The following is a 23,708-nucleotide window of genomic DNA, read 5'->3' on the forward strand; positions in this document are numbered from 1 at the left end:
GTCGCGGGGCCCATCGACCGGGGGGCCGCTCCTGGTGCAGGCTGGCCGGTGTCCGCCGGGACAAGGGGGCCGCAGCCGCACAGGACGGCACGGTGACCGACAGTAGAGGCAGACGAGAAAGAGGAAGGCGTGACCTCCGTGTCCCTGTACTGGCGGATCTTCGGGCTCAACGCGGTGGTGCTGGGCAGTGCCACCGCGCTGCTGCTGTGGGCTCCGGTGACCGTGTCCGTCCCGGTGCTGCTGACCGAGGCGGTGATCCTGGTGGGCGGCCTCGGCGTCATGCTCGTCGCCAACGCTGCCCTGCTGCGCATCGGCCTCGCCCCGCTGGACCGGGTGACGCGGCTGATGACCACCGTGGACCTGCTGCACCCCGGTCAGCGGCTGCCCGTGCGCGGTGGCGGCGAGGTCGCCGAACTGGTCAGCACGTTCAATTCGATGCTGGAGCGGCTGGAGGGGGAACGCGTCGCGAGCAGCGCCCGCGCCATCCTCGCCCAGGAGGGCGAGCGGCGCCGTATCGCCCAGGAGCTGCACGACGAGGTCGGACAGAGCATGACCGCCGTGCTGCTGGCCCTGAAGCGGGCGGCCGACGAGGCGTCCCAGCCGCTGCGCGGTGAGCTCCAGCAGGCGCAGGAGATCACCCGGGAGAGCCTCGACGAGGTCCGCCGGCTGGTGCGCCGGCTGCGTCCGGGCGTCCTGGACGATCTGGGCCTGGTCAGCGCGGTCACCTCGCTGGCCACCGAGTTCGCCACGCACACCGGGCTGCGCGTGCTGCGCCGCTTCGACTCCGATCTGCCCGCTCTCGACCACGAGGCGGAGCTGGTGATCTACCGGGTGGCGCAGGAGAGCCTGACCAACGCCGCGCGGCACGCCGAGGCGCGGTGCGTGGAGGTGAGCCTGCGCGCCGCCGACGGGTGCGTCGTCCTGGAGGTGGGCGACGACGGCCGCGGCATCGGTGCCGCCCGCGAGGGCGCCGGGCTCCGCGGGATGCGGGAGCGGGCCCTGCTGATCGGGGCCGGACTGGACATCTCCGGCCCCGGCGAGACCTCCGCGACACCGGCCGGTACCCGGGTCCGGCTGACCGTGCCCACCGTCAGGAAGCAGTCATGAACCACCAGGACACCCACGACACCCACGGCGACCGCCGGACGGACCCCACGATCCGGATCCTGCTCGCCGACGACCACGCGCTGGTGCGGCGCGGTGTGCGGCTCATCCTCGACCGGGAGCCGGACCTGGAAGTGGTCGCCGAGGCGGGTGACGGCGCGGAGGCGATCGCCATGGCCCGCACCCACGACGTCGACCTGGCCGTCCTGGACATCGCCATGCCGCGGCTGACCGGCCTGCAGGCCGCCCGCGAGCTGAGCGCGCTGAAGCCGGGGCTGCGCATCCTGATGCTGACGATGCACGACAACGAGCAGTACCTGTTCCAGGCGCTCAAGGCCGGGGCCGGCGGTTATGTGCTGAAGTCCGTCGCGGACCGGGATCTGGTCGCCGCCTGCCGGGCCGCGATGCGGGACGAGCCGTTCCTGTACCCGGGGGCGGTGACCGCCCTGATCCGCAACTACCTCGACCGGGTCCGGCACGGCGAGGAGGCGCCGGAGCAGTTGCTGACCCCACGCGAGGAGGAGGTGCTCAAGCTCGTCGCCGAGGGCCATTCGTCGAAGGAGATCGCCGAGCTGCTGTTCATCAGCGTCAAGACGGTCCAGCGGCACCGCGAGAACCTGCTGCACAAGCTGGGACTGCGGGACCGCCTCGAACTGACCCGTTACGCGATCCGCGCCGGGCTCGTCGAGCCTTGACCGCCGGCCGGCGGAGACGCTCCGCCCTTCCGTCCCGGGCCGCCGCGGCGGCCCTCGCCGTGTTCGCGGCCGTGCTGCTGGCCCTCGGGTTCGCCCACGGCACGGAACCCGCCCCCGCCACCGCTTCCTCCGCCGCCCCGGCGTACCAGTCCGACACCCGTCCGTACGGCGACGACGCCTACGTCGGCGCCCGCACCCTGTTCACCCGGCCGGAGCGGGACACCGGTGAGCGGACGGTGCCCGCCGGTCATCTGCTCTTCACCGCGGCGCACACGCCGCCGGTCCCGCCCCGGCCGGCCCGGCCCTCGCCGGCGGCCGGGCACGCGCCGCCCGCCGCCGCGCACATGCCGTCGGACCTGGGGCGCGCCCCGCCCACGGCCTCCAGCACCTGAGACTCCCCCTTCCTCTTTTCCGCGTGCCTGCTGGAGGCATCTGTGAAACGTCCCGCCCGCGTCAGGGCGTTGTTCGCGCTCGCCGTGATCGCCCTGTCCGTGTTCGTCGCCGTCACCGTCCCGGTCCGTCTGGGCCTGGATCTGCGGGGCGGCACCCAGATCGTGCTGGAGACCCGTTCCACCGAGACCGTGGAGGCCGACGCCGAGGCCACCGACCGCACCCTGGAGGTGCTGCGCGGCCGGGTCGACGCGCTCGGCGTCGCCGAACCGGGCATCGTCCGCTCCGGGGAGAACCGGATCATCGTCGAGCTGCCCGGCGTGCAGGATCCGCGCAAGGCCGCCGACGTCCTCGGCCGCACCGCGCAGCTCTCCGTCCACCCGGTGCTCGGCACCGCCACCGGGTCCGGGAAGGACCGGGCGGAGGGCGAGCGCGTCCTGCCCGACGAGCAGTCCGGTGAACGGCTGCGGCTGGCCGCCGCGTCGCTCACCGGCCAGGACGTGAAGGACGCCGAGGGCCTCTTCGACCCGCAGGGCGGCGCCGGCTGGCACGTCACCGTGGACTTCGAGGACGGCGAGGGCTGGGCGAAGCTGACCGGCGAGGCCGCCTGCCACCCGGCGGGCGACCCGCAGCGCCGGGTCGCGATCGTGCTGGACGACAAGGTCATCTCCTCGCCGCAGGTCGACCCGTCCGTCGCCTGCGGCGCGGGCATCACCGGCGGGTCCACCCAGATCACCGGTTCCTTCACCGGCGACGAGGCCAAGGAGCTCGCCCTGCTGGTCAAGGGCGGCGCCCTGCCGGTGCCGGTCGAGACGGTCGAGCAGCGGACCGTGGGCCCGACGCTGGGCGCCGAGGCCATCGAGGCCAGCGCCTGGGCGGCCGTCGCCGGCACCGCGCTGACCGCGCTCTTCATCATCGTCGTCTACCGGCTGATGGGCGTCCTGGCCACCCTGGCCCTGCTCTGCTACGGCCTGATCTCCTACGCCGGTCTGGCGGCCCTCGGCGCCACCCTCACCCTGCCCGGTCTCGCCGGTTTCGTGCTGGCCATCGGTATGGCCGTGGACGCCAACGTGCTGGTCTTCGAACGGGCCCGGGAGGAGTACGGCAAGCGCAACCGGCCCAGCGGCCGCTCGGCGCTGACCGCCGGTTTCAAGGGCGCGTTCAGCGCCATCGCGGACTCCAACGTCACCACGCTGATCGCGGCGGCGCTGCTGTTCCTGCTCGCGTCCGGTCCGGTGAAGGGCTTCGGTGTCACGCTGGGCATCGGTGTCCTCGCGTCCATGATCAGTGCCCTGGTGATCACCCGGGTGCTCGCGGAGTTCGCCGTGGCCCGCCGCTGGGTGCACCGGCGTCCGAAGGTCACCGGTCTGGCCTCCATCGGCCGGGTCCGTACGTACCTGACCCGCCGCGACCCGCAGCTCATGCGGCGCCCGCGCCGCTGGCTGGCGGTGTCCGCCGTGGTGCTCGCCGTCGCCGGCGCGGGCATCGTGGTGCGCGGGCTGGACTTCGGTGTGGAGTTCACCGGCGGCCGGCTCATCGAGTACTCCACCGGTGAGACCGTCGACCCGGACCGGGCCCGCGCGGCCCTGGCCGACGCCGGCTTCCCCCAGGCGGTCGTGCAGTCCTCCGGGGACGACAAGCTGACGGTGCGCACCGAGGAGCTGACCAACGCGGAGGCGGTCGAGGTGGCCGACGCCGTCGCGGAGGTCGGCGGCGGGGCGGAGAAGGTCCGCGACGAGCTGATCGGCCCGAGCCTCGGCGACGAGCTGCGGCGCAACGCGCTGATCGCGCTCGGTCTGGCGCTCGGCGCCCAGCTGCTGTACCTGGCGTTCCGGTTCCGCTGGATGTTCGGTACGGGGGCGGTGGCCGCCCTGGCGCACGACGTGGTCATCCTGACCGGTGTCTTCGCCTGGCTGGGCAAGCCGGTCGACGGTGTGTTCCTGGCCGCGCTGCTCACCGTGATCGGTTACTCGGTGAACGACTCCGTCGTGGTGTTCGACCGGATCCGCGAGCTGTGGCGCAAGGACGGCAAGGCACCCTTGGCGCAGGTCACCAACCGGGCGATCCTGCAGACGGTGCCCCGTACGGTCAACACCGGTATCGGTGTGATCTTCATCCTGGCCGCGCTGGCCCTGCTGGGCGGTGACTCGCTCACCGACTTCGCGCTCGCGCTGCTGATCGGCATGCTCGTGGGCACGTACTCGTCGGTCCTGACCGCATCGCCGCTCGCCGTCGTGCTCGACGCGTACGCCGGTGACGGCAAGGGCGGCCGGGGGCGTGGCCGGAGTGGTTCCGGGCGGGCGAGGACCAGCGCCGCGGAGCGCCCGGAGCGGACCGAGGCCGCCGCGCGGGCACGGTAGGAACAGGTGGAAGCAGGCGGCAGGGGCGGGCCCCACCCGGAGGCGGCCCGCCCCTTCCGCCCGGCAGCGCCGCTACGCCACCACCGCCTCCCCCGGCCGCTGTTCGAACTGGGTGCGGTACAGCTCGGCGTAGCGGCCGCCGGCGGCCAGCAACCGCTCGTGCGTGCCGCGTTCCACGATCCGGCCGGCCTCGACGACCAGGATGAGGTCGGCGGCGCGGACGGTGGACAGCCGGTGGGCGATCACCACCGCCGTCCTGCCCTCCAGCGCCTCCGTGAGCGCCTCCTGCACGGCCGCCTCGGAGGTGTTGTCCAGGTGGGCGGTGGCCTCGTCGAGGATGACGACGCGCTGGCGGGCCAGCAGCAGCCGGGCGATGGTCATGCGCTGGCGCTCGCCGCCGGAGAGGCGGTAGCCGCGTTCGCCGACCACCGTGTCCAGGCCGTCGGGCAGGGACCGTACGAGATCGTCGAGGCGGGCCCGGCGCAGGGCGTCCCACAGGTCGGGCTCGCCCGCGTCCGGCCGGGCCAGGAGCAGGTTGGCGCGCACCGTGTCGTGGAAGAGGTGACCGTCCTGGGTAACCATCCCGAGAGTGGCGCGCAGGGAGGCGGCGGTCAGGTCGCGGACGTCGACGCCGCCCACGCGTACGGTGCCTGAGTCGACGTCGTACAGCCGTGGCAGGAGCTGGGCGACGGTCGACTTGCCCGCGCCGGAGGAGCCGACGAGGGCGACGGTCTGCCCGGGTTCGGCGCGGAAGGAGATGCCGTGCAGGACCACGTCACCGCCGCGCGGATCGAGGGTGGCGACCTCCTCCAGGGAGGCCAGGGAGACCTTGTCGGCGGACGGGTAGCCGAAGCGGACGTCGTCGAACTCGACGGCGACCGGGCCGTCGGGCACCTCGCGGGCGTCCGGCTTCTCCCGGACGAGCGGCTCCAGGTCCAGGACCTCGAAGACCCGCTCGAAGCTGACCAGCGCGCTCATCACCTCCACCCGTGCCCCGGCCAGCGAGGTGAGCGGTGCGTAGAGCCGGGTGAGCAGCAGGGCCAGCGCCACGACGGCGCCGGGTTCCAGGGTTCCGGCGAGGGCGAGCCGGCCGCCGAGGCCGTAGACCAGGGCGAGGGCGAGGGCGGAGACGAGGGTCAGCGCGGTGATGAACACCGTCTGCGCCGTGGCCGTACGCACGCCGATGTCCCGCACCCGGCGGGCGCGGACCGCGAACTCCTCCGACTCCTCCTCGGGGCGTCCGAACAGCTTGACCAGGGTGGCGCCGGGTGCGGAGAACCGCTCGGTCATCCGGGTGCCCATGGCCGCGTTCAGGGCGGCTGCCTCGCGCTGCATCCCGGCCATACGGCGGCCCATGCGGCGGGCCGGGACCACGAACACCGGCAGCAGGACCAGCGCGAGCAGGGTGATCTGCCAGGACAGGGTGAGCATCACGGCGAGGGCGAGGACCAGGGTGACCAGGTTGCCGACCACGGTCGACAGGGTGTTGCTGAAGGCGCGCTGGGCGCCGATGACGTCGTTGTTGAGACGGGAGACGAGCGCTCCCGTACGGGTGCGTGTGAAGAACGCGACCGGCATCCGCTGTACGTGGTCGAAGACCGCTGTCCGCAGGTCGAGGATGAGTTCCTCGCCGAGGGCCGCCGAGAGTCTGCGGCCGAGTACGCCGAGGACCGCCTCCACGACCGCGATCAGCGCGATGAGCAGGGCCAGCCGGACCACCGTGGCCTCGTCGCCGGCGGAGACGATGGTGTCCATGACGCGCCCGGCCAGTACGGGGGTGGCGACGGCGAGCGCCGCGGTCGCCGTGCCGAGGAGCACGAACAGGATCAGACGGCGGCGGTGCGGGCGGGCGAAGGCGCCGACGCGGCGCAGCGTCGCCCTGGTGAGGGGGCGGTGCCCGTCCTCGGCGGTCATGACGCTGCGCAGCTGTGTCCACGCTGTGGTCTCCATGCTCATGTGGACGAAGGTAGGACCTCGAGCATGATTGAGGTCAAGGACGGCCCGCTCCCGCTGCCCGGCCGTCAGCGGGCGTCCGGGCCGCCGCAACCCGCCGTTGGTGCCCGGCGGGCATCCTCGGTGGCCGTGACGGGGACGATCCGCCGGGTCCTGTGTGTGCTGCCGCTGCTGCTCGTGACCGTGGTCGCGGTGCGGCACCGGTCGGTGCTGGCCGGGGGGTTCGCCCAGCTGGCGACCGCCCGGTGGCCCTGGCTGCTGGCCGCGGCGGGCGTGACCTGTCTGACCTGGGTGGCGGCGGCGTGCACCCGGCAGGGCGCGGTGCTCGAACGGCTGCCCCGGCGGCGGTTGCTGGCCACGCAGTTCGCGGCAGGCGCGGCGAACCATCTGCTGCCGACGGGGCTGGGGGCGAGCGCGGTCAATCTGCGGTTCATGACGGTGTGCGGGCTGCCGCCGGCCCGCTCCTCGGCCGCGCTGGCACTGTATCTGCTGGCGGAGTCCGTGGGCCGGGTGGGGCTGCTGGCGGCCCTGCTCGTGGCGTTCCCCGGCGCGCTGCGGTTCGGTTCCCTGCTGCCCGAGGGGGCGTTCGGTCCGCTGCTGCTCGCGGTCGGCGCGGCGGTGGCCGTCGCGGCGGGCGCGCTGGTGGCCGTACGACGGCTGCGGCGGGCGGTGGGCGTGTTCCTGCGGACGGCGCTGGGCGAGGCACGGTCGGTGCACGCCCTGCCCTCCCGGGCGCTGGCGCTGTGGGGCGGGGCGCTGGCCTTCCCCGCGCTGCAGGCGACCGTACTGGTGCTGGTGGGCCTGGCGTTCGGGCTGTCGGTGCCGCCGGCGCACATGGCGGTGGCGTATCTGGCGGCGACGGTCGCGGTGGCGCTGGTGCCGACTCCCGGCGGGATCGGCTCGGTGGAGGCGGCGCTGGTCGTGGCGCTGGTGGCGGTGGGCGGGGCCGCCGCGCCGGCCACGGCGGTGGTGCTGGCCTTCCGGGTCGTCACGGTGTGGCTGCCGCTGCTGCCGGGGGCGTTGACACTGGGCGTGCTGGTGCGGCTGAAGGTGATCTGACCAGCGGGGTGAAGGCCGGGGGCGGTACGAACTGCCCTGCGGGATACGGCAGGATGAGCGATCGCGCCGACCGCCGGTCAGGGACGGTCGGCGCGGCGTACATCCCGTAGAAACCAAGCAGGTGACGACACGTGACACGACTTCACATACGGCCGTCGGCCGGGGCGTTCGCCGGGGGTGAGCGGTGACCCGCGCGCTCACCGGGCACGACCTGGTGTACGCCGGCATCGCCCTCGCGGCCGGCCTGCTGGCGGCGTTCCTGCTGCGGATGCTGCTGCGCTGGCTCGGCCGGCACGCGGACCGCACCCGCTGGCGCGGGGACGACGTCCTCGTGGACGCGCTGCGCATGATCGCGCCGTGGGCGGCGATCGCGGGCGGTGCGGCCTCCGCGGCGGCGGCGCTGCCGCTGACCCGGACCGTGCAGCACAACGTCAACCAGGCGCTGACGCTGATGGTCATCTTCGCCGCGACCATCTCGGCGGCCCGGGTGGTGGCGGGGCTGGTGCGCTCGGTCACCCAGTCCCGCTCCGGGGTCGCAGGGTCGGCGACCATCTTCATGAACATCACCCGGATCCTGGTCCTGGCGATCGGTTTCCTGGTGGGGCTGCAGACGCTGGGCATCTCGATCGCCCCGCTGCTCACCGCCCTCGGCGTCGGCGGTCTGGCGGTCGCGCTGGCGCTCCAGGACACGCTCGCCAACCTGTTCGCGGGCATCCACATCCTCGCCTCCAAGACCGTGCAGCCCGGGGACTACATCCAGCTGAGCAGCGGCGAGGAGGGCTACGTCGAGGACATCAACTGGCGCCAGACGACCGTCCGCAACCTGTCCAACAACCTGGTGGTCATCCCGAACGCGCAGCTCGCCAAGACGAACATGACCAACTTCATGCGTCCCGAGCAGCGGCTGACCATCCTGGTGCAGGCCGGGGTGTCGTACGACAGTGACCTGGAGCAGGTGGAGCAGGTGACGAAGGAGGTCGTCGCCGAGGTGATGACGGAGATCACCGGCGCGGTGCCGGAGCACGAGCCGGCGGTGCGGTTCCACACCTTCGGGGACTCCCGTATCGGCTTCACCGTCATCCTGGGCGTCGGCGAGTTCAGCGACCAGTACCGGATCAAGCACGAGTTCATCAAGCGCCTGCACCGCCGCTACCGCGAGGAGGGCATCCGCATCCCGTCGCCGGCGCGGACGGTGGCGCTCCAGCAGGGCTCCGTGGTCTTCCCCCAGCAGCGCGACACGGACGCCGTGCCGGACGACATGACCGCCACCCGGCCGATCTGAGCACACCGCCCGGGTGATCTCCCGCCACGCCGGCACGACCGTGGCGGGAGGTCGGCCGGAACTCGGCGCGGACCCCTGTCGAGCCCCGGTCGATCACGAGATATCTTGATGTCGAGCAATGTTGCAGACGTGGAGCGGAGCACCCGGTGACTGACTCGACCATCATCTATACGCACACTGACGAGGCCCCGGCCCTGGCAACGTATTCCTTCCTGCCGGTGGTCCAGGCGTACGCCTCGCAGGCGGGTGTCGCCGTGGAGACGCGTGACATCTCGCTGGCCGGGCGCATCATCGCGTTGTTCCCGGAGTACCTGGCCGAGGACCAGCGCATCCCGGACGCCCTCTCGGAGCTCGGTGAGCTGGCCAAGACGCCGGCGGCCAACATCATCAAGCTGCCGAACATCTCGGCGTCGATCCCGCAGCTCAAGGCCGCGATCGCCGAGCTGCAGGGCCAGGGCTACGCGCTGCCGGCCTACCCGGACGACCCGAAGACCGACGAGGAGCGGGAGATCCGCGCCCGCTACGACAAGGTCAAGGGCTCGGCCGTCAACCCGGTGCTGCGCGAGGGCAACTCCGACCGCCGCGCCCCCGCCTCGGTGAAGAACTACGCCAAGAACCACCCGCACCGCATGGGCGCCTGGACCGCCGAGTCCAGGACCAACGTCGCCACCATGGACGCGGACGACTTCCGCTCCACCGAGAAGTCGGTCGTCATCGCCGAGGACGGCGCGCTGCGCATCGAGCTCAAGGGCGACGACGGCACCACCACCGTGCTGCGCGAGTCCGTGCCGGTGAAGAAGGACGAGGTCGTCGACGCCTCCGTGATGCGCGTCGCCGCGCTGCGCGAGTTCCTGACCGCGCAGGTCGCCCGCGCCAAGCAGGAGGGCGTGCTGTTCTCCGTGCACCTGAAGGCCACGATGATGAAGGTCTCCGACCCGATCGTCTTCGGCCACGTGGTGCGCGCCTTCTTCCCGAAGACGTTCGCGCGGTACGGCGACAAGCTCGCCGCGGCCGGCCTCACCCCGAACGACGGTCTCGGCGGCATCTACAAGGGCCTGGAGTCCCTGCCCGGGGGCGCCGAGATCAAGGCGTCCTTCGACGCCGAGCTCGCCGAGGGCCCTCAGCTGGCGATGGTCGACTCCGACAAGGGCATCACCAACCTGCACGTCCCCTCGGACGTCATCGTCGACGCCTCCATGCCGGCCATGATCCGCACCTCCGGCCACATGTGGGGCCCCGACGGCCAGGAGGCCGACACCCTCGCGGTGCTCCCGGACTCCAGCTACGCCGGCGTCTACCAGGCCGTGATCGAGGACTGCCGCGCCAACGGCGCCTACGACCCGTCCACCATGGGCTCGGTGCCGAACGTCGGTCTGATGGCGCAGAAGGCCGAGGAGTACGGCAGCCACGACAAGACCTTCGAGATCCCCGTCACGGGCACGGTCCGCCTGGTCGACGGCAACGGCGACGCGGTCCTCGAGCAGACGGTCTCCGCCGGTGACATCTTCCGCGCCTGCCAGACCAAGGACGCGCCGATCCGCGACTGGGTGAAGCTGGCCGTCTCCCGCGCCCGCGCCACCGGCGACCCGGCGGTGTTCTGGCTGGACGCCACCCGCGCCCACGACGCCAACCTGATCGCCAAGGTCGAGCAGTACCTGCCGGAGCACGACACCGAGGGCCTGGACATCCGCGTCCTGTCCCCGGTGGAGGCGACCAAGCTGTCGGTGGAGCGCATCCGCCGCGGTGAGAACACCATCTCGGTGACCGGCAACGTGCTGCGCGACTACCTCACCGACCTGTTCCCGATCCTGGAGCTGGGCACCAGCGCCAAGATGCTGTCGGTCGTCCCGCTGATGGCGGGCGGCGGCCTGTTCGAGACGGGTGCCGGCGGCTCCGCGCCGAAGCACGTGCAGCAGCTGGTCAAGGAGAACTACCTGCGCTGGGACTCCCTCGGTGAGTTCTTCGCGCTGGTGCCGTCCCTGGAGCAGTACGCCTCGGTCACGGGCAACAGCCGGGCCAAGGTCCTCGCCGACACCCTCGACCGCGCCACGGCGACCTTCCTCAACGAGGACAAGTCCCCGACCCGTCGCGTCGGCGGCATCGACAACCGCGGCAGCCACTTCTTCCTGTCCCTGTACTGGGCGCAGGAGCTGGCCGCGCAGAGCGACGACGCGGACCTGGCGAAGGCGTTCGCGCCGCTCGCCGAGACGCTCGCCGCGAACGAGCAGAAGATCGTCGACGAGCTGATCGCCGCGCAGGGCAAGCCGGCCGAGATCGGCGGCTACTACCAGCCCGACCCGGCCAGGGCGGCCGAGGTCATGCGCCCGTCCACCACGTGGAACGAGGCCCTGGCGTCCCTGAGCTGACGCGAGCGGCCCCTTGGTGATCCGCCCCGGCCGGCCATGCGCCCGGCCGGGGCGGAGCCGTGTCCGCCGTGTGGCGGTTCACCAGTCGCGCGGGGCGATCAGCTCCTCGGCGTCGGCGTCCGCGAAACCGTACGCCCGGGCGACGAACCGGAACTCCCCGGCTATCTCCTCCCGGGCCACCGTCTCGATCTCGCTGCCCGCCTCCTCGAAGGCGGCCTGCAGGTCGTTGAACTCCTCGGTGGCGGCGTGGGTCAGCGCGTAGAGCGCGGTGAGGCCGGCGGGGCGGTCCTTCTCGACGCGCTCGCAGAGGGCGAGCAGGACGGCCCGGCCGCGGTCCACGACGTGGTCGGGGTAGTAGGCGTCCCGGTACAGGGCGTGCAGGAACGGGTGGGCGGTCACCTGCTCGTTGCTGATCGGCATCGTGGTCCTCGGTCCTTCGGCGGCGGGCGTTGTCAGTGCCGTATGGCACGGTTGATCATGCCGTGAACCACTGACAATGCCTTTGGAGCAGCCGCATGACCGATGTGTCGTCGTCCTTCGCGTTCCTTTCCGGTGATCCGGACTCCCCCGTGATCCTGCATGTGCCGCATTCCTCGCGGGAGATACCGGGGGACGTGCGTTCCGGGATCGTGCTGGACGACGCCGGGCTGGAGCGGGAGCTCGACCACATCACCGACTCGCACACCGCGTCGATCGCCGAGGCGGCGGCGCGGGCGGCCGGGGTCATGCCGTGGCGGTTCGTGAACCGGCTCTCGCGGCTGGTCGTCGACCCCGAGCGGTTCCCGGACGAGCGGGAGGAGATGCTGGCCGTCGGCATGGGCGCGGTCTACACGCGGACCACGCACAAGGACGTGCTGCGGCCCGACGGGTTCGACGCCGAGCCGCTGATCGAGCGGTACTTCCATCCGTACGCGCGGGCGATGACGGAGGCCGTCGCCGACCGGCTCGCGGCGACCGGGCGGGCCGTGGTCATCGACGTGCACTCGTATCCGGGCGCGCCGCTGCCCTACGAGCTGCACGGCGACGGGCCACGGCCGGAGGTCTGCCTGGGCACCGACTCCTTCCACACCCCGCCCGGTCTGCTCGCCGCCGCCCGGGAGGCGTTCGCGCCGTGCGGGGAGACGGGGCTGGACAGCCCGTTCGCCGGGACGTACGTACCGCTGGAGTTCTACGGCAAGCGGGCGGAGGTGTCCGCCCTGATGGTGGAGATCCGCCGGGACACCTACATGACCGAACCGGGCGGTCCCGCCGGGCAGGGCCTGCGCGGGCTCGCCTCGGCGCTGGCCACCCTGATCGACGCGGCCTCCCACTGACTCCGGCGCATCACCGCCTCCGGCACCTACCGGCCCCTCCGGCGTTCGAGGAGCGGGGGTCCGGGGGCGGCGCCCCCGGGGAGGATGGGGGTACCTCCCGCTCGAGCGAAGCCGATAGTGGGGGAGGGAAGGGGCGGCGGGGGCGAAGAACCGGGCCCGGCACAGCAGCCGCCGGTCCGCCGCGCAGCGCCCTCGAACGGCCGGGAGCCGGGGAGACCCCCCTCGACCGCCCGCCCGGAGGGGTCAGGCGCGGAGCCACTCCGTGACGACCACGTCGTCGTCGGTGCGCAGGCGCAGGGCGAAGGGGCCGGAGGGTGGGGTGGCGCTGGTGAAGCGGCCCAGGTCGTCGGTGGTGAGCGGGGTGGCGGGCTGCGGACCGCCGAGTACCTCGACGCGGGCCGGCCGGGGCGGCAGCACCTGGCCCATCAGGCCCTCCGCGGTCACCTCGACGTCCAGCGTCACCTCACCGGCGGTGAAGGTGAGCATGCGCGGCACGTCCGTCGCGCCCCTGACCGGGATGGCGTCGACCAGCGAGTCGAAGGTCAGCTCGGCCACGCGGGCGTCGAGGTCGTGCAGCGCGTAGGCGTCCACGGCGATCTGCAGCAGGGCAGGGGGCAGCGGGTCCAGGACGGCTGCCGCCTGCCGGAGTTCCTCCTCCAGCAGCCCACTGTCGAAGTCCTCGTTCACATCGTCGTTCATGTCGTCGCTCACGTCGCCCCCCGTGCCTCGAGCCGGGCCCGCAGCCGGCGCAGACAGCGCTGGCGCAGCGGCCCGATGCTGCCCACCGCGATGTCGAGCGCGGCGGACACCTCCTGATAACTGGGCGGCGGCGAGGCGATCAGCACGCGCAGCAACTGCCTGCACCGCTCGCCCAGTTCCTCGAACTCCTGCCACAGCCGCCGTACGCGTTCGCTCTGCGCCGCCGCCTCCTCCGCCTCCAGCAGCGACTGCTCCGGCGCACCGTCCTCGCTGACCCGGTCCAGCAGCTGCGGATCGTCCGTCAGCATCAGCCGGCGCGCGTTCCTGTGCACCTTCAGGCACTCGTGCCGCGCGGTACTGGCCAGCCAGGAACCCGTCTTGTCGGGCTCCCGGATCCGCCCCAGATGCTGGGCGAAACGGAACCACACGGTCTGGTAGACCTCGTGCGCGTCGGCGTCGGAGAGCCGGTGCGCGCGCACCACGGACCACACCAGTGGGCCCAGCCCTTCCACGATCGCCTTCCAGGCCGCCGCGTCGCCGTCGACAGCGGACCGGACCAACGCGCCGACTTCAGTACGCTCCACGGTCCCACCCCTCGTGTACGGCACGTCATCGTACGCCGCGGAAGGGAGAACTCCGCTCCTCATGCCCGGGCCGAGGGTGGTGAGACCTGCACGGGGCGCCAGGTGGGCGGAAGGAGCGCCGGGACGTGCGCCCCGCGCACTTCCGCGTACTCGGTGTTGGCGTCGAGCAGTTGCCGGCGGGCCTTGCGCGGATCGGTCTCCGCCTGTGCGGTCATGTGGGCGGCGACCATGCCGACGGCGACGGGGGTGGCGAACGAGGTCCCGCTCCACTGGGCGAGCCCCTCGAACATCACCTGGTCCGGCTTTCCGGAGCCCTCGTCCTCGCTCAGTACGCCGGTGTGGCGAGGGTGGTGGCACGTGCAGGCGTACGTGAAACCGTAGCGGCAGGCGTCGTAGCTGGAGTGCTGGTACACGTACGGGACGGGCGTGGTGAAGCCGGTGAGGGCGCTGACGAGACGCTCACCGGGCGCGTAGGCCTTCACCCAGCCGCCGTGGTTGCTGAAGCAGGCGCCGAACTCGCCGTCCCCGCGCAGCGCGCCGACGGACAGCACGGCGTTCTCGTAGCCGGGCAGATCCGCGTAGGCGGCGGGCCAGAAGGGCGTGGCGCTGCCGTTGTTGCCGGCGGCGGCGACCAGCAGCGTGGGCCGCTCGCGCAGTTCCCGCATGAAGGCGTCGACGCCGAGGAGTCCGTCGGTACGGCCGTTGGAGGTGCCGGCGGAGAGGCTGATGACGTCGGGCCAGCCGTCCCGGTCGACGGCCTCGAAGAGCTTCTCGCCGAACTCGGACTCCAGGATCGCGCCGGCGTCGTTGAGCGTGCCGCGGACGGTGATGTCGGTGTTGGGGGCGACGGCGGCGACGAGTCCGGCGATGAACGTGCCGTGCCCGCAGTACTGCCGGAGGATCCCGTCGCCGTCGCACTCCTCGACCTGGGCGTCGCCCCGGGTGTGGGCGAGCAGCGGGTAGGAGCCGTGGTCGTGCATGAGGCCGGTGTCGACGACGAGCACGCCGACGGCGGTGTCCGGGTCGTGGGCGGCCTCGGCGGCGGCCGGGTTGGGCTGCCCGCCGGGCGCCACGGGCACGGGCTCGTCACCGGGGCAGGCGTTGACCGCGATCGACACCACGTGGTTGCGGCTGATCAGCCGGCGTCCGGCACGGCCCTCGGTCGCCGACAGCGCGCGCAGCGCCCCCGCGACCGCCGGGTCGCCGCTGCCGTCGCCCCGGCCCGGGTCGGCGACCTGGATACGGGTGATGCCGGAGCGGTTGGTCTGCGGGCTCGCCCGGCGCACATGGTCCGGGGTGAGGCCGGCGAAGGCGGTGAAGTGCTGTCGCACGGTGTCCTCGACGACGCGGGCCTCTTCTCCGTCACGGGCGAGGACGACGCCCTTCTCGTAGAGGAACTCGCCCGCGTCGTCCGGTCCCACCGCCAGGGGGACATCGGGCATCGAGCGCTGGATCTGTGCGAACTGCTCGCGGAATCGCTGTGGTGCCATGGCGTGTCCTCCACTGGTGCGACGGCGGCCGGTGCCGCGGAGCTGTCGTGATGAAGAGCCCCCGGGCGGACGTTTGATACAACGTCACACCTGTGAGGCGTGATGACGGACCACTACCATCGTGGGGTGACAGCGGGAAGCGACACGGTGCTGGAACTGCTGCCGATGGTGTTCGCCGCCCCGGGTGAGGCGCTGGCGAGGGCGGAAGAGGTGCTGGGTGACCGTCCACCGCCCCTGCACGCCTCCGTCGCCCATCAGGTGATCGGCATCTGGCAGCGGGACTTCGGCGACATGCGGCTGGCCCTGACCCATCTGCGGCGGGCCCGGTCCTGGGCGGCGCGCGCGGACTCGGCCGAGCGGGAGGCGGACGTCCTCGCCACGCTGGGGGTCGCACTGGTGCACGCGGGGCGCACCCGGCAGGGCATGGACGCGCTGGGGCGCGGTGTCGAGCGCGGCACCGGACACACCCGCGCGCGGGTGCTGTTCCGCCGGGCGTACTCGTGGTGGGTGCTGGGCCATCACAAGGAGGCCCTGGAGGACGTACGGCGGGCCATTCCCGTACTGCGGCAGGCGGAGGACGTGATCTGGACGGCGCGGGCGCTGACGCTGCGGGCGACGGTGCACCTGGCGCTGGGTTCGGTGGAGCGGGCGAACGCCGACTTCACGGCGGCCGAGGCACTGTGGGACACCACCGGCCAGGAGCACGACAAGGCGGACGCGGTGGAGAGCCGGGGGCTGGCCGCGTTCCGCGCGGGCGACGTCCCGGCGGCGCTGCGGCTGCTCGACGAGGCGGAGGAGCGGTACGCCAAGCTCGGCACGCCGACGTTCATGCTGGACATCCGGCGCTGCGAGGTGCTGATGGCGGCCGGTCTCGCCGCGGAGGCGCTGGCCGAGGCGGACGCGGCGCTCCGGGCGCTGGACGGGATCGGCGGGCAGTCCACCCGCAAGGCGGAGCTGCTGCTGGCCGCCGCGCGGGCGGCCCGGCTGGCCGGCGAGCCGCAGACGGCGATCGCCCGCGCGGCGCTCGCGGTGCGGCTGTTCGCGGGGCAGCGGCGCACCTGGTGGGAGACGCACGCGCGGCTGGTGCTGATCGGGGCCCGGCACGCGGCCGGACGCGGTTCGGGCCGGCTGGTCGCGGACGCGGCGGCGGTGGCGGAGCGGCTGGCCGCGCTCGGCGCCCCGGCCGCCCCGGAGGCGTCGCTGCTCGCGGGCCGGATCGCGCTGGACCTGGGCTGGACGGCGGACGCGGAGCGGCATCTGGCGGTCGCCGCGCGGAGCAGACACGGCGGGCCGCCGCTCGCGCGGATGACGGGCTGGGCGGCGCAGGCGCTGCGCGCGCAGGCCGCCGGTTCCCCGCGGGGCGTGCTGGAGGCCTGCCGGCGCGGTCTCGACGTGCTCGACGACCACCGGATGACGCTGGGCGCCTCGGAGCTGCGGGCCCGCGCCACCGCGCAGGGCGCGGAGCTGGCCGCCCTCGCCCAGAAGGCCAGCCTGGTCTCGGGCGGGCCGCGGCGGCTGCTGGTGTGGAGCGAACGCTGGCGGGCCACCGCGCTGTCCACGCCGCCCACCCGGCCGCCGGCCGACCCGGCGCTGCTCAGCGGCATGACCGCCTACCGGGAGATCGCCGCCCGCGCGGAGGAGGCCCGCATGGAGGGCAGGCCCGTGCCGGCGCTGGAGCGGGAACAGCGGCGCCTGGAGCGGGAGATCCGCTCCCGGACGCTGCACATGCGCGGCGAGGCCCCCGACGGCGGTGACCGCTTCGACGTCGGCCGGCTGCTGGCACGGCTGGGCGACAACGACGACGGACAGCTGGTGGAACTCGCCGTGCTCGACGGGCGGGTGCAGGTGCTGCTGTGCGGACGGGGCAGGGTGCGGCGGTTCGAGGCGGGGCCGCTGGCGGCGGCGGAGACCGAGGCCGAGCACGTACAGGCGGGGCTGCGGCGGCTGGCGCACCCCGGGGCACAGGCGCGGCTGCCGGTGGTGGAGGCCGCCGGCCGCCGACTGGAGGAGCTGCTGCTGGGTCCGGCCGCGGCGCACCTCGGTGACGGGCCGGTGGTGATCGTGCCGCCGGGGCGGCTGCACCGGGTGCCGTGGGCGCTGCTGCCCTCGCTGCGGGAGCGGGTGCTGAGCGTGTCGCCGTCGGCGAGCAGCTGGCTGCGCGCGAAGGAGACGGCGCCGCCGCCCGGAGGCCGCCAGGTGCTGGTGCGCGGTCCGGGTCTCGCGACGGGCGGCGCGGAGGTGTCCGAGCTGGCCGGCCGGTACGGCGGCGCGACCGTCCTGGAGTACGACGACGCGACGGTGCCGCGCGTGCTGCGGGAGCTGGACGGGGCGGGGCTGGCGCACATCGCCGCGCACGGCGCGTTCCGCGCGGACGGACCGCTGTTCTCGTCCCTGCGGATGGCCGACGGGCCGCTGATCGTGCACGACTTCGAACGGCTGGACCGCAGCCCGTACCGCATCATCCTGTCCTGCTGCGACACCGCGCGGTTCGCCACGGTGGGCGCGGACGAACTCCTCGGCCTGGTGACGGCGCTGCTGCCGCTGGGCACGGCGGGGGTGGTGGCGTGCAGCGCGCCCGTCAACGACGCGGCGGTCGTCCCCCTCATGGTGGCCCTCCATGAAGCCCTGGGTACGGGGCTCTCCTTGGCGGAGGCCTTGCGCGACGCACGTGCCGGGCTTCCGGCCGACGCGTTGCACCAGGCCACGGGGTGGGCCTTCAGCGCCTTCGGGGCGGCGTGAGTCCGCCGTGGGCGGCTGCGGGTGGGTCGGGGCTGGTCGCGTAGTTCCCCGCGCCCCTTGAGGTGGGTCCACTGGACCGACCGGAAAGGGGCGCGGGACTGTGTCGATATGCGGCTCCGCCGCGTGGGCGCGAGCAACCACGAACCACCCGCAGCCGCCGACGAAACATGATCCCCGAGCCGTCAGGCGGTCCGGCGGGGCACGGTCGCGCCCAGCCGGGTGTACGCCCCGTACAGGTGATTCCCCACCGTGCGGACGGAAAGGGTGAGGCGTTCCGCGATCTGCCGGTTGCTCAGCCCTTCCGCGGCCAGCGCGACGATCTGCCGCTGACGGGCGGTGAGTTCACCGAGAGCAAGGCCCGCGAGCGCCGGCGTGCGGGCGTCCTCGCAGCGGCGGGCGAGAGCGACCGCACGCGTACGCGCGGTGCGGGCGGCGTGCGGTTCCCGGTGGGCGGAGACGGCCTGCGCGTGCGCCTCCGCGGCGAACAGCAGGAAGCCCCGCCGCTCGAACTCCTCGCCCACCCGGTCCAGCGCGGGCCCGTCGGCCCGCGCGAGGGCGTCGGCGTGGTCGGCGAAGACGCCGGTGAGCCGGCCGGCGGCACGCGCGGGGTTGCCGAGGCGTACGGCGTCGCAGGGGTCGCCGTACGCCTCGGGGGTCCCTTCCGCGAGGGTGAGTTCGGTGCGGCAGGACGGGTCGGCGGGGGCGGTGCGCAGGCCCTCGCGTGCCCATGCGGCCGCCTCCCGCAGTGCGCCGCGCAGCCGCGCGTACCGGGCGCGCAGGGCCGCGTACCCGGCCGGGACCGGCGTCCCCTCGCCCACGAGCCAGTCCCCGACGGGCGCCGGGTCCGCCGTCACGTCGGCCTGTTCGATCCGCCGGGTCAGTTCCGTCGACTCGGCGGCCAGGGCGGGGGCGCACTCCTCGGGTGTGCGGGCGAGCCGGCGGGCGCGCAGCCGGCCGGCGGCGGCCCGCAGGACCGGGCCGTGCAGGGGGTGGGCGAGGCGGACACCGCCGTGGCCGTCCACGTGGACCAGGCCCGCGGTCTCCAGGCGTTCCAGGACGGTGAGGTCGAGGCCGTCGCCGTCGCCGTCGAGCGGGAGGGGTTCGGCGAAGGCGAGGCGGTCGAGCGTCTCGCGCTCCTCGGGGCGGGCGCGGTCCAGGAGGTGGGCGGTGCGTTCGCGTACGGCCGGGGTCAGGGGCAGCGGGCCCCGCCCTTCCCAGGTGCCCGGGGAGCCGGTGGGCCGGCCGTGTTCGCGTACCGCGTCCGACAGGTCGCGCAGCAGCCGCAGATCCCCGTCGCACAGCCGGTGCAGCCGGTTCGCGGTGAGCGGCTCGGGGGCGGAATCCGCGTCCGCCGCGAGCAGCCGCGCGGTGTCCTCCCGGGGCAGCGGCGGCAGGGCGAGCCGGGGCAGCAGCTCCCCGGTCCACAGCCGGGACACGGCGGCGGGCACCGGCTCGCCGTCGGTGACGACGATCAGCAGCCGGGTGCGTCCGTGCACGGTGAGCTGGTGGACCAGGGCGGCGGAGGCGTCGTCGAGCAGATGGGCGTCGTCGACGAACAGCGTGCGCACGCCGGACAGTCGGCGCAGCGCGTGGTGCAGGGTGGCGGGCTCGGGCAGCAGCGGGGCGAAGGCGGCGAAGGGCAGGTGCCGGGTTCCCGGCGTCCCGGTGACACGGGCGCAGTCGGTGCCCCGTACCGCCTCGGTGACGAGCCGGGTCTTGCCCCGTCCCGCCGGTCCGGTCACCACGAGTCCGCGCCCCGCGCCGGTCAGCGAGCGCCGTACCAGGTCGAGTTCGTCCTCCCGGCCGGTGAACGGCCAGGGCGCCCGCAGTGTCGTCGCGTCCTTCTCGTACGGACCGGTGGCATCGCGTCGCAAGGTCATCACGAGAACAGGAGCACGGATACTCAAGCCTGATACAGGGCCACTTGAGCAGACCCCGACTCAGGCGCCCGGGGCGGCGGCACGGCAGCCTGTGATCCATGACCGTCCGCCACTGCTCGCTGCCGCCGCAGCCGGCTCCCGCGTATCCGCCGGGCCTGGCCGCCGAGCGGCTCGGCGCGCTGATCGGCGGGCGGCGGCTGTGGGTCGACGGCACCGTGCTGCACTACTGCTTCTTCGGCGACGACACCGCGGGGTCGGAGATCGCCGTGCCCGGGACCGGGCGGACCCGGTGGGTTCCGTGGGGCGGGGCCGAGGAGCAGCGGGAGGTGGTGCGCGAGTGCTTCGAGGAGTGGCGGGGGCTCGGGCCGGGCCTGACGTTCACCGAGGTCCGCGACCGCACCGAGGCGGAGCTGCGCATCGGGTTCCAGCTCGGTGACGGCTCCTGGTCGGCCGTGGGCCGGGACGCGCTCCGGGTCGGTGTGCACGAGCGCACCATGAACTTCGGCTGGGACCTGACCGCACCGGGTGAACGCGCCACCGCCCTGCACCAGATCGGGCACGCGCTGGGAATGCTGCACGAGCACCAGAGCCCGTACGCCGGTATCCACTGGGACGACGAGGCCGTGTACGCCGAGCTGGCGGGCCCGCCGAACCACTGGAGCCGGGACAGGACGTACCACAACATCCTGCGCAGGCTCGGCCCGGACGAGGTCAACGGCTCCGTCTGGGATCCGCAGTCGATCATGCAGTACGCGTTGCCGCCGGGGCTGGTCCTGGAGCCGGAGCAGTACCACAGGGGTGTGCATCCGCCCGGCACCCTCTCCCCCGCCGACAAGGAGTTCGTGCTCCGCCGGTATCCGCCGGCCGATCCGCCGCTGCCACCGCCACTGGTGCCGTTCCGTTCGGTGCCGCTGGGTCTGGGCCCCGGTGAGCAGGCGGACTTCCGTATCGATCCGCCGGAGACCCGCGACTACACGGTGGGCACCTTCGGCGAGGCCGACCGGGTCGTCGTGCTCTTCGAGGAGCGGGACGGGGAGCCCCGTTTCCTCGCCGGCCACGACGACGGGGGGACCGCGCACAACGCGGCCGTCACGGCCCGGCTGGTCAAGGGCCGCCGCTATTACGTCCGGGTCCGCCTGTACTCCGCGTGGGGTCCGGGCGAGACGGCGGTCATGTGCTGGTGACGGCACCGACCGCGCACACCAGAGCCATTTCCGGCGCCGGGGGAGCGGCCGGGGGACGTCGGTCGCCTTCGGGGGAGGGTGACCGACGGCCCCCGGCCCACGCGCGACGAAGGGAGCCGTACCGGATGATTCCGGTACGGCTCCCTTCCGACTTCCGTCGGGACGACAGGATTTGAACCTGCGACCCCTTGACCCCCAGTCAAGTGCGCTACCAAGCTGCGCCACGTCCCGATGCGTTTCGCGCGGTGAACCGCGTGATCACGCAGGTCAACAGTACCTCATCGGGACGGCGGGGATGTCAGCCCCGTACGGCGGGGGACGGGGGCGTGACCTCCAGCGCGGCGGCGCGCTCGTTCAGCTCGCGCCACACCTTCGGGGCCACCGGGATGCCCCGTTCGCCCCGCTCGGCGGCGACGGCCGCGCTGCGCTCACCGGGGTAGTACACCCCGTCGGCCCCGTCGGCCACCGGCAGGCCCTTCAGCGTGGTCAGTGTGCCGTCCACGGCCGCGGTGAAGTCCGCCGTGCCGCCGCCGAAGGCGGCCGGGTCCAGGGCGATGAGCAGGGCGTTCTGGCGGTGTTCGCGGCCGGCCGGGTCGTCGGAGTGGAAGGACGAGAAGATCGGCGCGCCGACCAGCACGCTGGTGAGCAGTTCGAAGGCGAGGGACATGCCGGAGCCCTTGGCGCCGCCGAGCGGCAGCGGCATGACCGCCGCCGCGGGGTCGGTGGTGGGGGTGCCGTCCTCGGTGGCGGCGGCGTTCTCCGGCAGCCGGGTGCCGTTCGCCCTGGCCTGGCGGATCTTGCCCAGCGCGATGGTGGCGGTGGCCATGTCGAGCAGGAGTGGCGCGTGGCCGGCGGCCGGTACGGCGATGGCGAGGGGGCTGGTGGCGACGGCGGCGCCCTTGACGCCGGTGTAGCCCATGTTGGGCATCCCGGCGACGGAACGGAGACGGGCCTGACGGTGGAGCACCTGTCGGACGCGGACCGGATGGGCCACGACTGAGCAACCCCCGAAACAGCCGCGCGCAGTTCCCCGCGGACGCGGGGAACTGCGCGGCGGGAGCCGGGCTCAGCCGGTGGCGACCAGTTGCCGCGGCTCGCCGTCCCGCCGCTCCGACCGCGCGGTCCGCAGCGCGGCGATCCCGATGAAGACCATCGACGCCGTGCCGGCCATGGCGAAGGCCGTGAAGCCCCAGTCGCCCTTGTCCGCGGCGAGCAGCTGGCCGCCCAGCCACGGTCCGAAGACCGCGCCGAAGCGGCCCATGCCGGAGGTCCAGCCGACCGCCGTGGCGCGGTTGGCGGGGGCGGAGCCGATGGACACGGTCGCGTAGATCATCGTCTGGGCGCTGTTGAGGAACACGCCGGTGAGGAAGACGACCACGAAGGTCAGCGTCAGCGGCATGTGGACGCTGAGCAGGAAGACGCCGCAGGCGGTCAGCGCGAACCAGATCGCCGAGATGCGCGGGGCGCCGAAGCGGTCGGAGGCCCGGCCGGCGACCAGCATGCCCACGATGCCGCCGAGGTTGAACAGGACGACGAAGGTGAGCGCGGAGCCGAGTTCGTAGCCCTCGCTGCGCATCAGGGTGGGCAGCCAGGTGGCGACGCCGTAGACGAGGAGCAGGCCGCCGAAGGAGGCCAGCCAGTACAGCAGGGTCTGGACCCACTCGCCGCCGCGGAACAGGTTGAGCAGGTTGGCCCAGGGGGCGCCGGCGGCGGTCCGGTCCTTGGCGGCGGGCAGCTCGGCGTCGTAGCGGGTGGCCAGCGCGCGGGCCTCCTCCACTCGGCCGCGGGCGACGAGGAAGCTCAGCGACTCGGGCAGGAACCGGGCGAGCACGGGGACGAAGAGCAGCGGGACCACACAGACCCAGAAGGCGGCGCGCCAGCCGAGCGGCTCGACGATCCACAGGGCCACGTAGGCGGAGAGGATGCCGCCGGCGTGGTGGGCGGTCATCAGCAGGCCGATGGTGAGGGCGGCGCGAGCGCGCGGGGCGTAGTCGGAGACCATGCTGATCGCGGTGGGGAGCAGGCCGCCGAGGCCGAGGCCGGCCAGGGTCCGGCCGAGGCCGAAGACGGCGACGCCGTTCGAGACCGCGCAGAGGCCGGAGGCCAGCGAGAAGAGCGCGACGCAGGAGACCATCAGCTTCTTGCGGCCGATGCGGTCGGCGACCGTCCCCGCGGTCAGCGCGCCGACGAGCATGCCGAAGGTGGCGTAGCTGCCGAGGTCGCCGGCCTGGGCCGAGGTGATGCCGAGGGCCTTCTCCTCGAGCATGTGGGGCAGGACCGAGCCGTAGATGAACATGTCCAGGCCGTCGAAGAGGACGGCGAGCCAGCACAGGCCGACGACCAGCAGGGCCAGTCTGCTGCCGCGGGCGGACAGCGCGGAGGAGGAGGACATCGTTGTTTTCCTCTCGTCCAGGAGGAGTTTCCCTGGAGGGGACGTGTGATGGGGCGACGCTAAGGACCCCGCTCATTGAGTGTCAACACTTTTGTTGACAATCTCAGCAACAATTTGGGGGGTGGGGGGGGGGGGGGGGGGGGGGGGGGGGGGGGGGGGGGGGGGGGGGGGGGGGGGGGGGGGGGGGGGGGGGGGGGGGGGGGGGGGGGGGGGGGGGG

The 23,708-nt window shown here is 73.5% G+C and carries 18 protein-coding genes and 1 tRNA gene; 10 read left to right on the top strand and 9 right to left on the bottom strand.

Going from position 1 to position 23,708, the window contains the following annotated elements:
- Positions 1-129: 129 nt before the first annotated feature.
- The 4 genes from ACIA6T_RS33855 to secD are packed head-to-tail and all read left to right on the top strand — an operon-like array spanning position 130 to position 4,549.
- Positions 130-1,107: a HAMP domain-containing sensor histidine kinase gene (locus ACIA6T_RS33855; RefSeq protein ID WP_399450346.1), complete on the top strand. Its 978-nt coding sequence runs from the start codon at positions 130-132 to the stop codon at positions 1,105-1,107.
- Complete coding sequence (locus ACIA6T_RS33860; RefSeq protein ID WP_399450347.1) at positions 1,104-1,799, top strand: response regulator; 696 nt, start codon at positions 1,104-1,106, stop codon at positions 1,797-1,799. The genes ACIA6T_RS33855 and ACIA6T_RS33860 overlap by 4 nt, the downstream gene beginning before the upstream one ends.
- Entirely contained in the window at positions 1,796-2,191 is a 396-nt protein-coding gene (locus tag ACIA6T_RS33865; RefSeq protein WP_399450348.1) for a hypothetical protein, read from the top strand. Before ACIA6T_RS33860 ends, ACIA6T_RS33865 begins: the two co-directional genes overlap by 4 nt.
- Positions 2,192-2,233: 42 nt before the next feature.
- On the top strand, positions 2,234-4,549 hold the full coding sequence (secD, locus tag ACIA6T_RS33870) for a protein translocase subunit SecD (protein WP_399450349.1): 2,316 nt from the start codon (positions 2,234-2,236) through the stop codon (positions 4,547-4,549).
- Between the two features lie 72 nt (positions 4,550-4,621).
- On the opposite strand, the gene ACIA6T_RS33875 is transcribed toward secD, so the two are convergent.
- The gene (locus ACIA6T_RS33875) at positions 4,622-6,505 is read right to left on the bottom strand and encodes an ABC transporter ATP-binding protein (protein ID WP_399450350.1); all 1,884 of its coding nucleotides are present in this window, start codon (positions 6,503-6,505) and stop codon (positions 4,622-4,624) included.
- A gap of 156 nt (positions 6,506-6,661) precedes the next feature.
- Between ACIA6T_RS33875 and ACIA6T_RS33880 the strand changes: the two genes are divergently transcribed.
- The 3 genes from ACIA6T_RS33880 to ACIA6T_RS33890 all read left to right on the top strand — a co-directional run bounded on the left by ACIA6T_RS33880 (position 6,662) and on the right by ACIA6T_RS33890 (position 11,209).
- A complete protein-coding gene (locus tag ACIA6T_RS33880; RefSeq protein WP_399450363.1) occupies positions 6,662-7,561 on the top strand; it encodes a YbhN family protein in 900 nt (299 codons plus the stop codon).
- Between the two features lie 184 nt (positions 7,562-7,745).
- Positions 7,746-8,843 carry a mechanosensitive ion channel family protein gene (locus ACIA6T_RS33885; protein ID WP_399450351.1) on the top strand — a complete coding sequence of 366 codons (1,098 nt, stop codon included), beginning with the start codon at positions 7,746-7,748 and terminating at the stop codon, positions 8,841-8,843.
- 146 nt (positions 8,844-8,989) lie between these two features.
- Positions 8,990-11,209 carry an NADP-dependent isocitrate dehydrogenase gene (locus ACIA6T_RS33890; protein WP_399450352.1) on the top strand — a complete coding sequence of 740 codons (2,220 nt, stop codon included), beginning with the start codon at positions 8,990-8,992 and terminating at the stop codon, positions 11,207-11,209.
- Between the two features lie 78 nt (positions 11,210-11,287).
- On the opposite strand, the gene ACIA6T_RS33895 is transcribed toward ACIA6T_RS33890, so the two are convergent.
- Entirely contained in the window at positions 11,288-11,629 is a 342-nt protein-coding gene (locus tag ACIA6T_RS33895; RefSeq protein WP_399450354.1) for a DUF5713 family protein, read from the bottom strand.
- A 95-nt stretch (positions 11,630-11,724) separates the two neighbouring features.
- On the opposite strand from ACIA6T_RS33895, the gene ACIA6T_RS33900 reads away from it, so the two are divergent.
- Positions 11,725-12,522: an N-formylglutamate amidohydrolase gene (locus ACIA6T_RS33900; RefSeq protein ID WP_399450355.1), complete on the top strand. Its 798-nt coding sequence runs from the start codon at positions 11,725-11,727 to the stop codon at positions 12,520-12,522.
- Between the two features lie 243 nt (positions 12,523-12,765).
- Here ACIA6T_RS33900 and ACIA6T_RS33905 read toward each other — a convergent pair whose 3' ends face one another.
- From ACIA6T_RS33905 to ACIA6T_RS33915, 3 genes are read right to left on the bottom strand one after another with little or no spacing between them, the layout of a single operon-like run.
- Positions 12,766-13,221 (bottom strand): hypothetical protein, encoded by a 456-nt coding sequence (locus ACIA6T_RS33905; protein WP_399450364.1) that lies wholly within the window; start codon positions 13,219-13,221, stop codon positions 12,766-12,768.
- An 8-nt stretch (positions 13,222-13,229) separates the two neighbouring features.
- Positions 13,230-13,805, bottom strand: coding sequence for an RNA polymerase sigma factor (locus ACIA6T_RS33910; RefSeq protein WP_385054940.1), 576 nt, complete (start codon positions 13,803-13,805; stop codon positions 13,230-13,232).
- A 59-nt stretch (positions 13,806-13,864) separates the two neighbouring features.
- Positions 13,865-15,295, bottom strand: a complete 1,431-nt coding sequence (locus tag ACIA6T_RS33915) for a S8/S53 family peptidase (RefSeq protein WP_399450356.1) — start codon at positions 15,293-15,295, stop codon at positions 13,865-13,867.
- Positions 15,296-15,460: 165 nt separating this feature from the next.
- On the opposite strand from ACIA6T_RS33915, the gene ACIA6T_RS33920 reads away from it, so the two are divergent.
- The gene (locus tag ACIA6T_RS33920; RefSeq protein WP_399450365.1) at positions 15,461-18,034 is read left to right on the top strand and encodes a CHAT domain-containing protein; all 2,574 of its coding nucleotides are present in this window, start codon (positions 15,461-15,463) and stop codon (positions 18,032-18,034) included.
- 182 nt (positions 18,035-18,216) lie between these two features.
- Here ACIA6T_RS33920 and ACIA6T_RS33925 read toward each other — a convergent pair whose 3' ends face one another.
- Entirely contained in the window at positions 18,217-19,914 is a 1,698-nt protein-coding gene (locus ACIA6T_RS33925; protein ID WP_399450357.1) for a LuxR C-terminal-related transcriptional regulator, read from the bottom strand.
- A gap of 98 nt (positions 19,915-20,012) precedes the next feature.
- Between ACIA6T_RS33925 and ACIA6T_RS33930 the strand changes: the two genes are divergently transcribed.
- Positions 20,013-21,098 (top strand): M12 family metallopeptidase, encoded by a 1,086-nt coding sequence (locus ACIA6T_RS33930; RefSeq protein WP_399450359.1) that lies wholly within the window; start codon positions 20,013-20,015, stop codon positions 21,096-21,098.
- Positions 21,099-21,255: 157 nt separating this feature from the next.
- On the opposite strand, the gene ACIA6T_RS33935 is transcribed toward ACIA6T_RS33930, so the two are convergent.
- The 3 genes from ACIA6T_RS33935 to ACIA6T_RS33945 all read right to left on the bottom strand — a co-directional run bounded on the left by ACIA6T_RS33935 (position 21,256) and on the right by ACIA6T_RS33945 (position 23,490).
- A tRNA-Pro gene (locus ACIA6T_RS33935) sits at positions 21,256-21,329 on the bottom strand.
- A gap of 67 nt (positions 21,330-21,396) precedes the next feature.
- A complete protein-coding gene (locus ACIA6T_RS33940; RefSeq protein WP_399450360.1) occupies positions 21,397-22,026 on the bottom strand; it encodes an Ldh family oxidoreductase in 630 nt (209 codons plus the stop codon).
- Between the two features lie 138 nt (positions 22,027-22,164).
- Positions 22,165-23,490, bottom strand: coding sequence for an MFS transporter (locus tag ACIA6T_RS33945; protein WP_399450361.1), 1,326 nt, complete (start codon positions 23,488-23,490; stop codon positions 22,165-22,167).
- Between the last annotated feature and the right edge of the window lie 218 nt (positions 23,491-23,708).

This window comes from Streptomyces sp. NPDC051740, assembly GCF_044453165.1.
GTDB classification, from domain to species: Bacteria; Actinomycetota; Actinomycetes; order Streptomycetales; family Streptomycetaceae; genus Streptomyces; species Streptomyces atrovirens.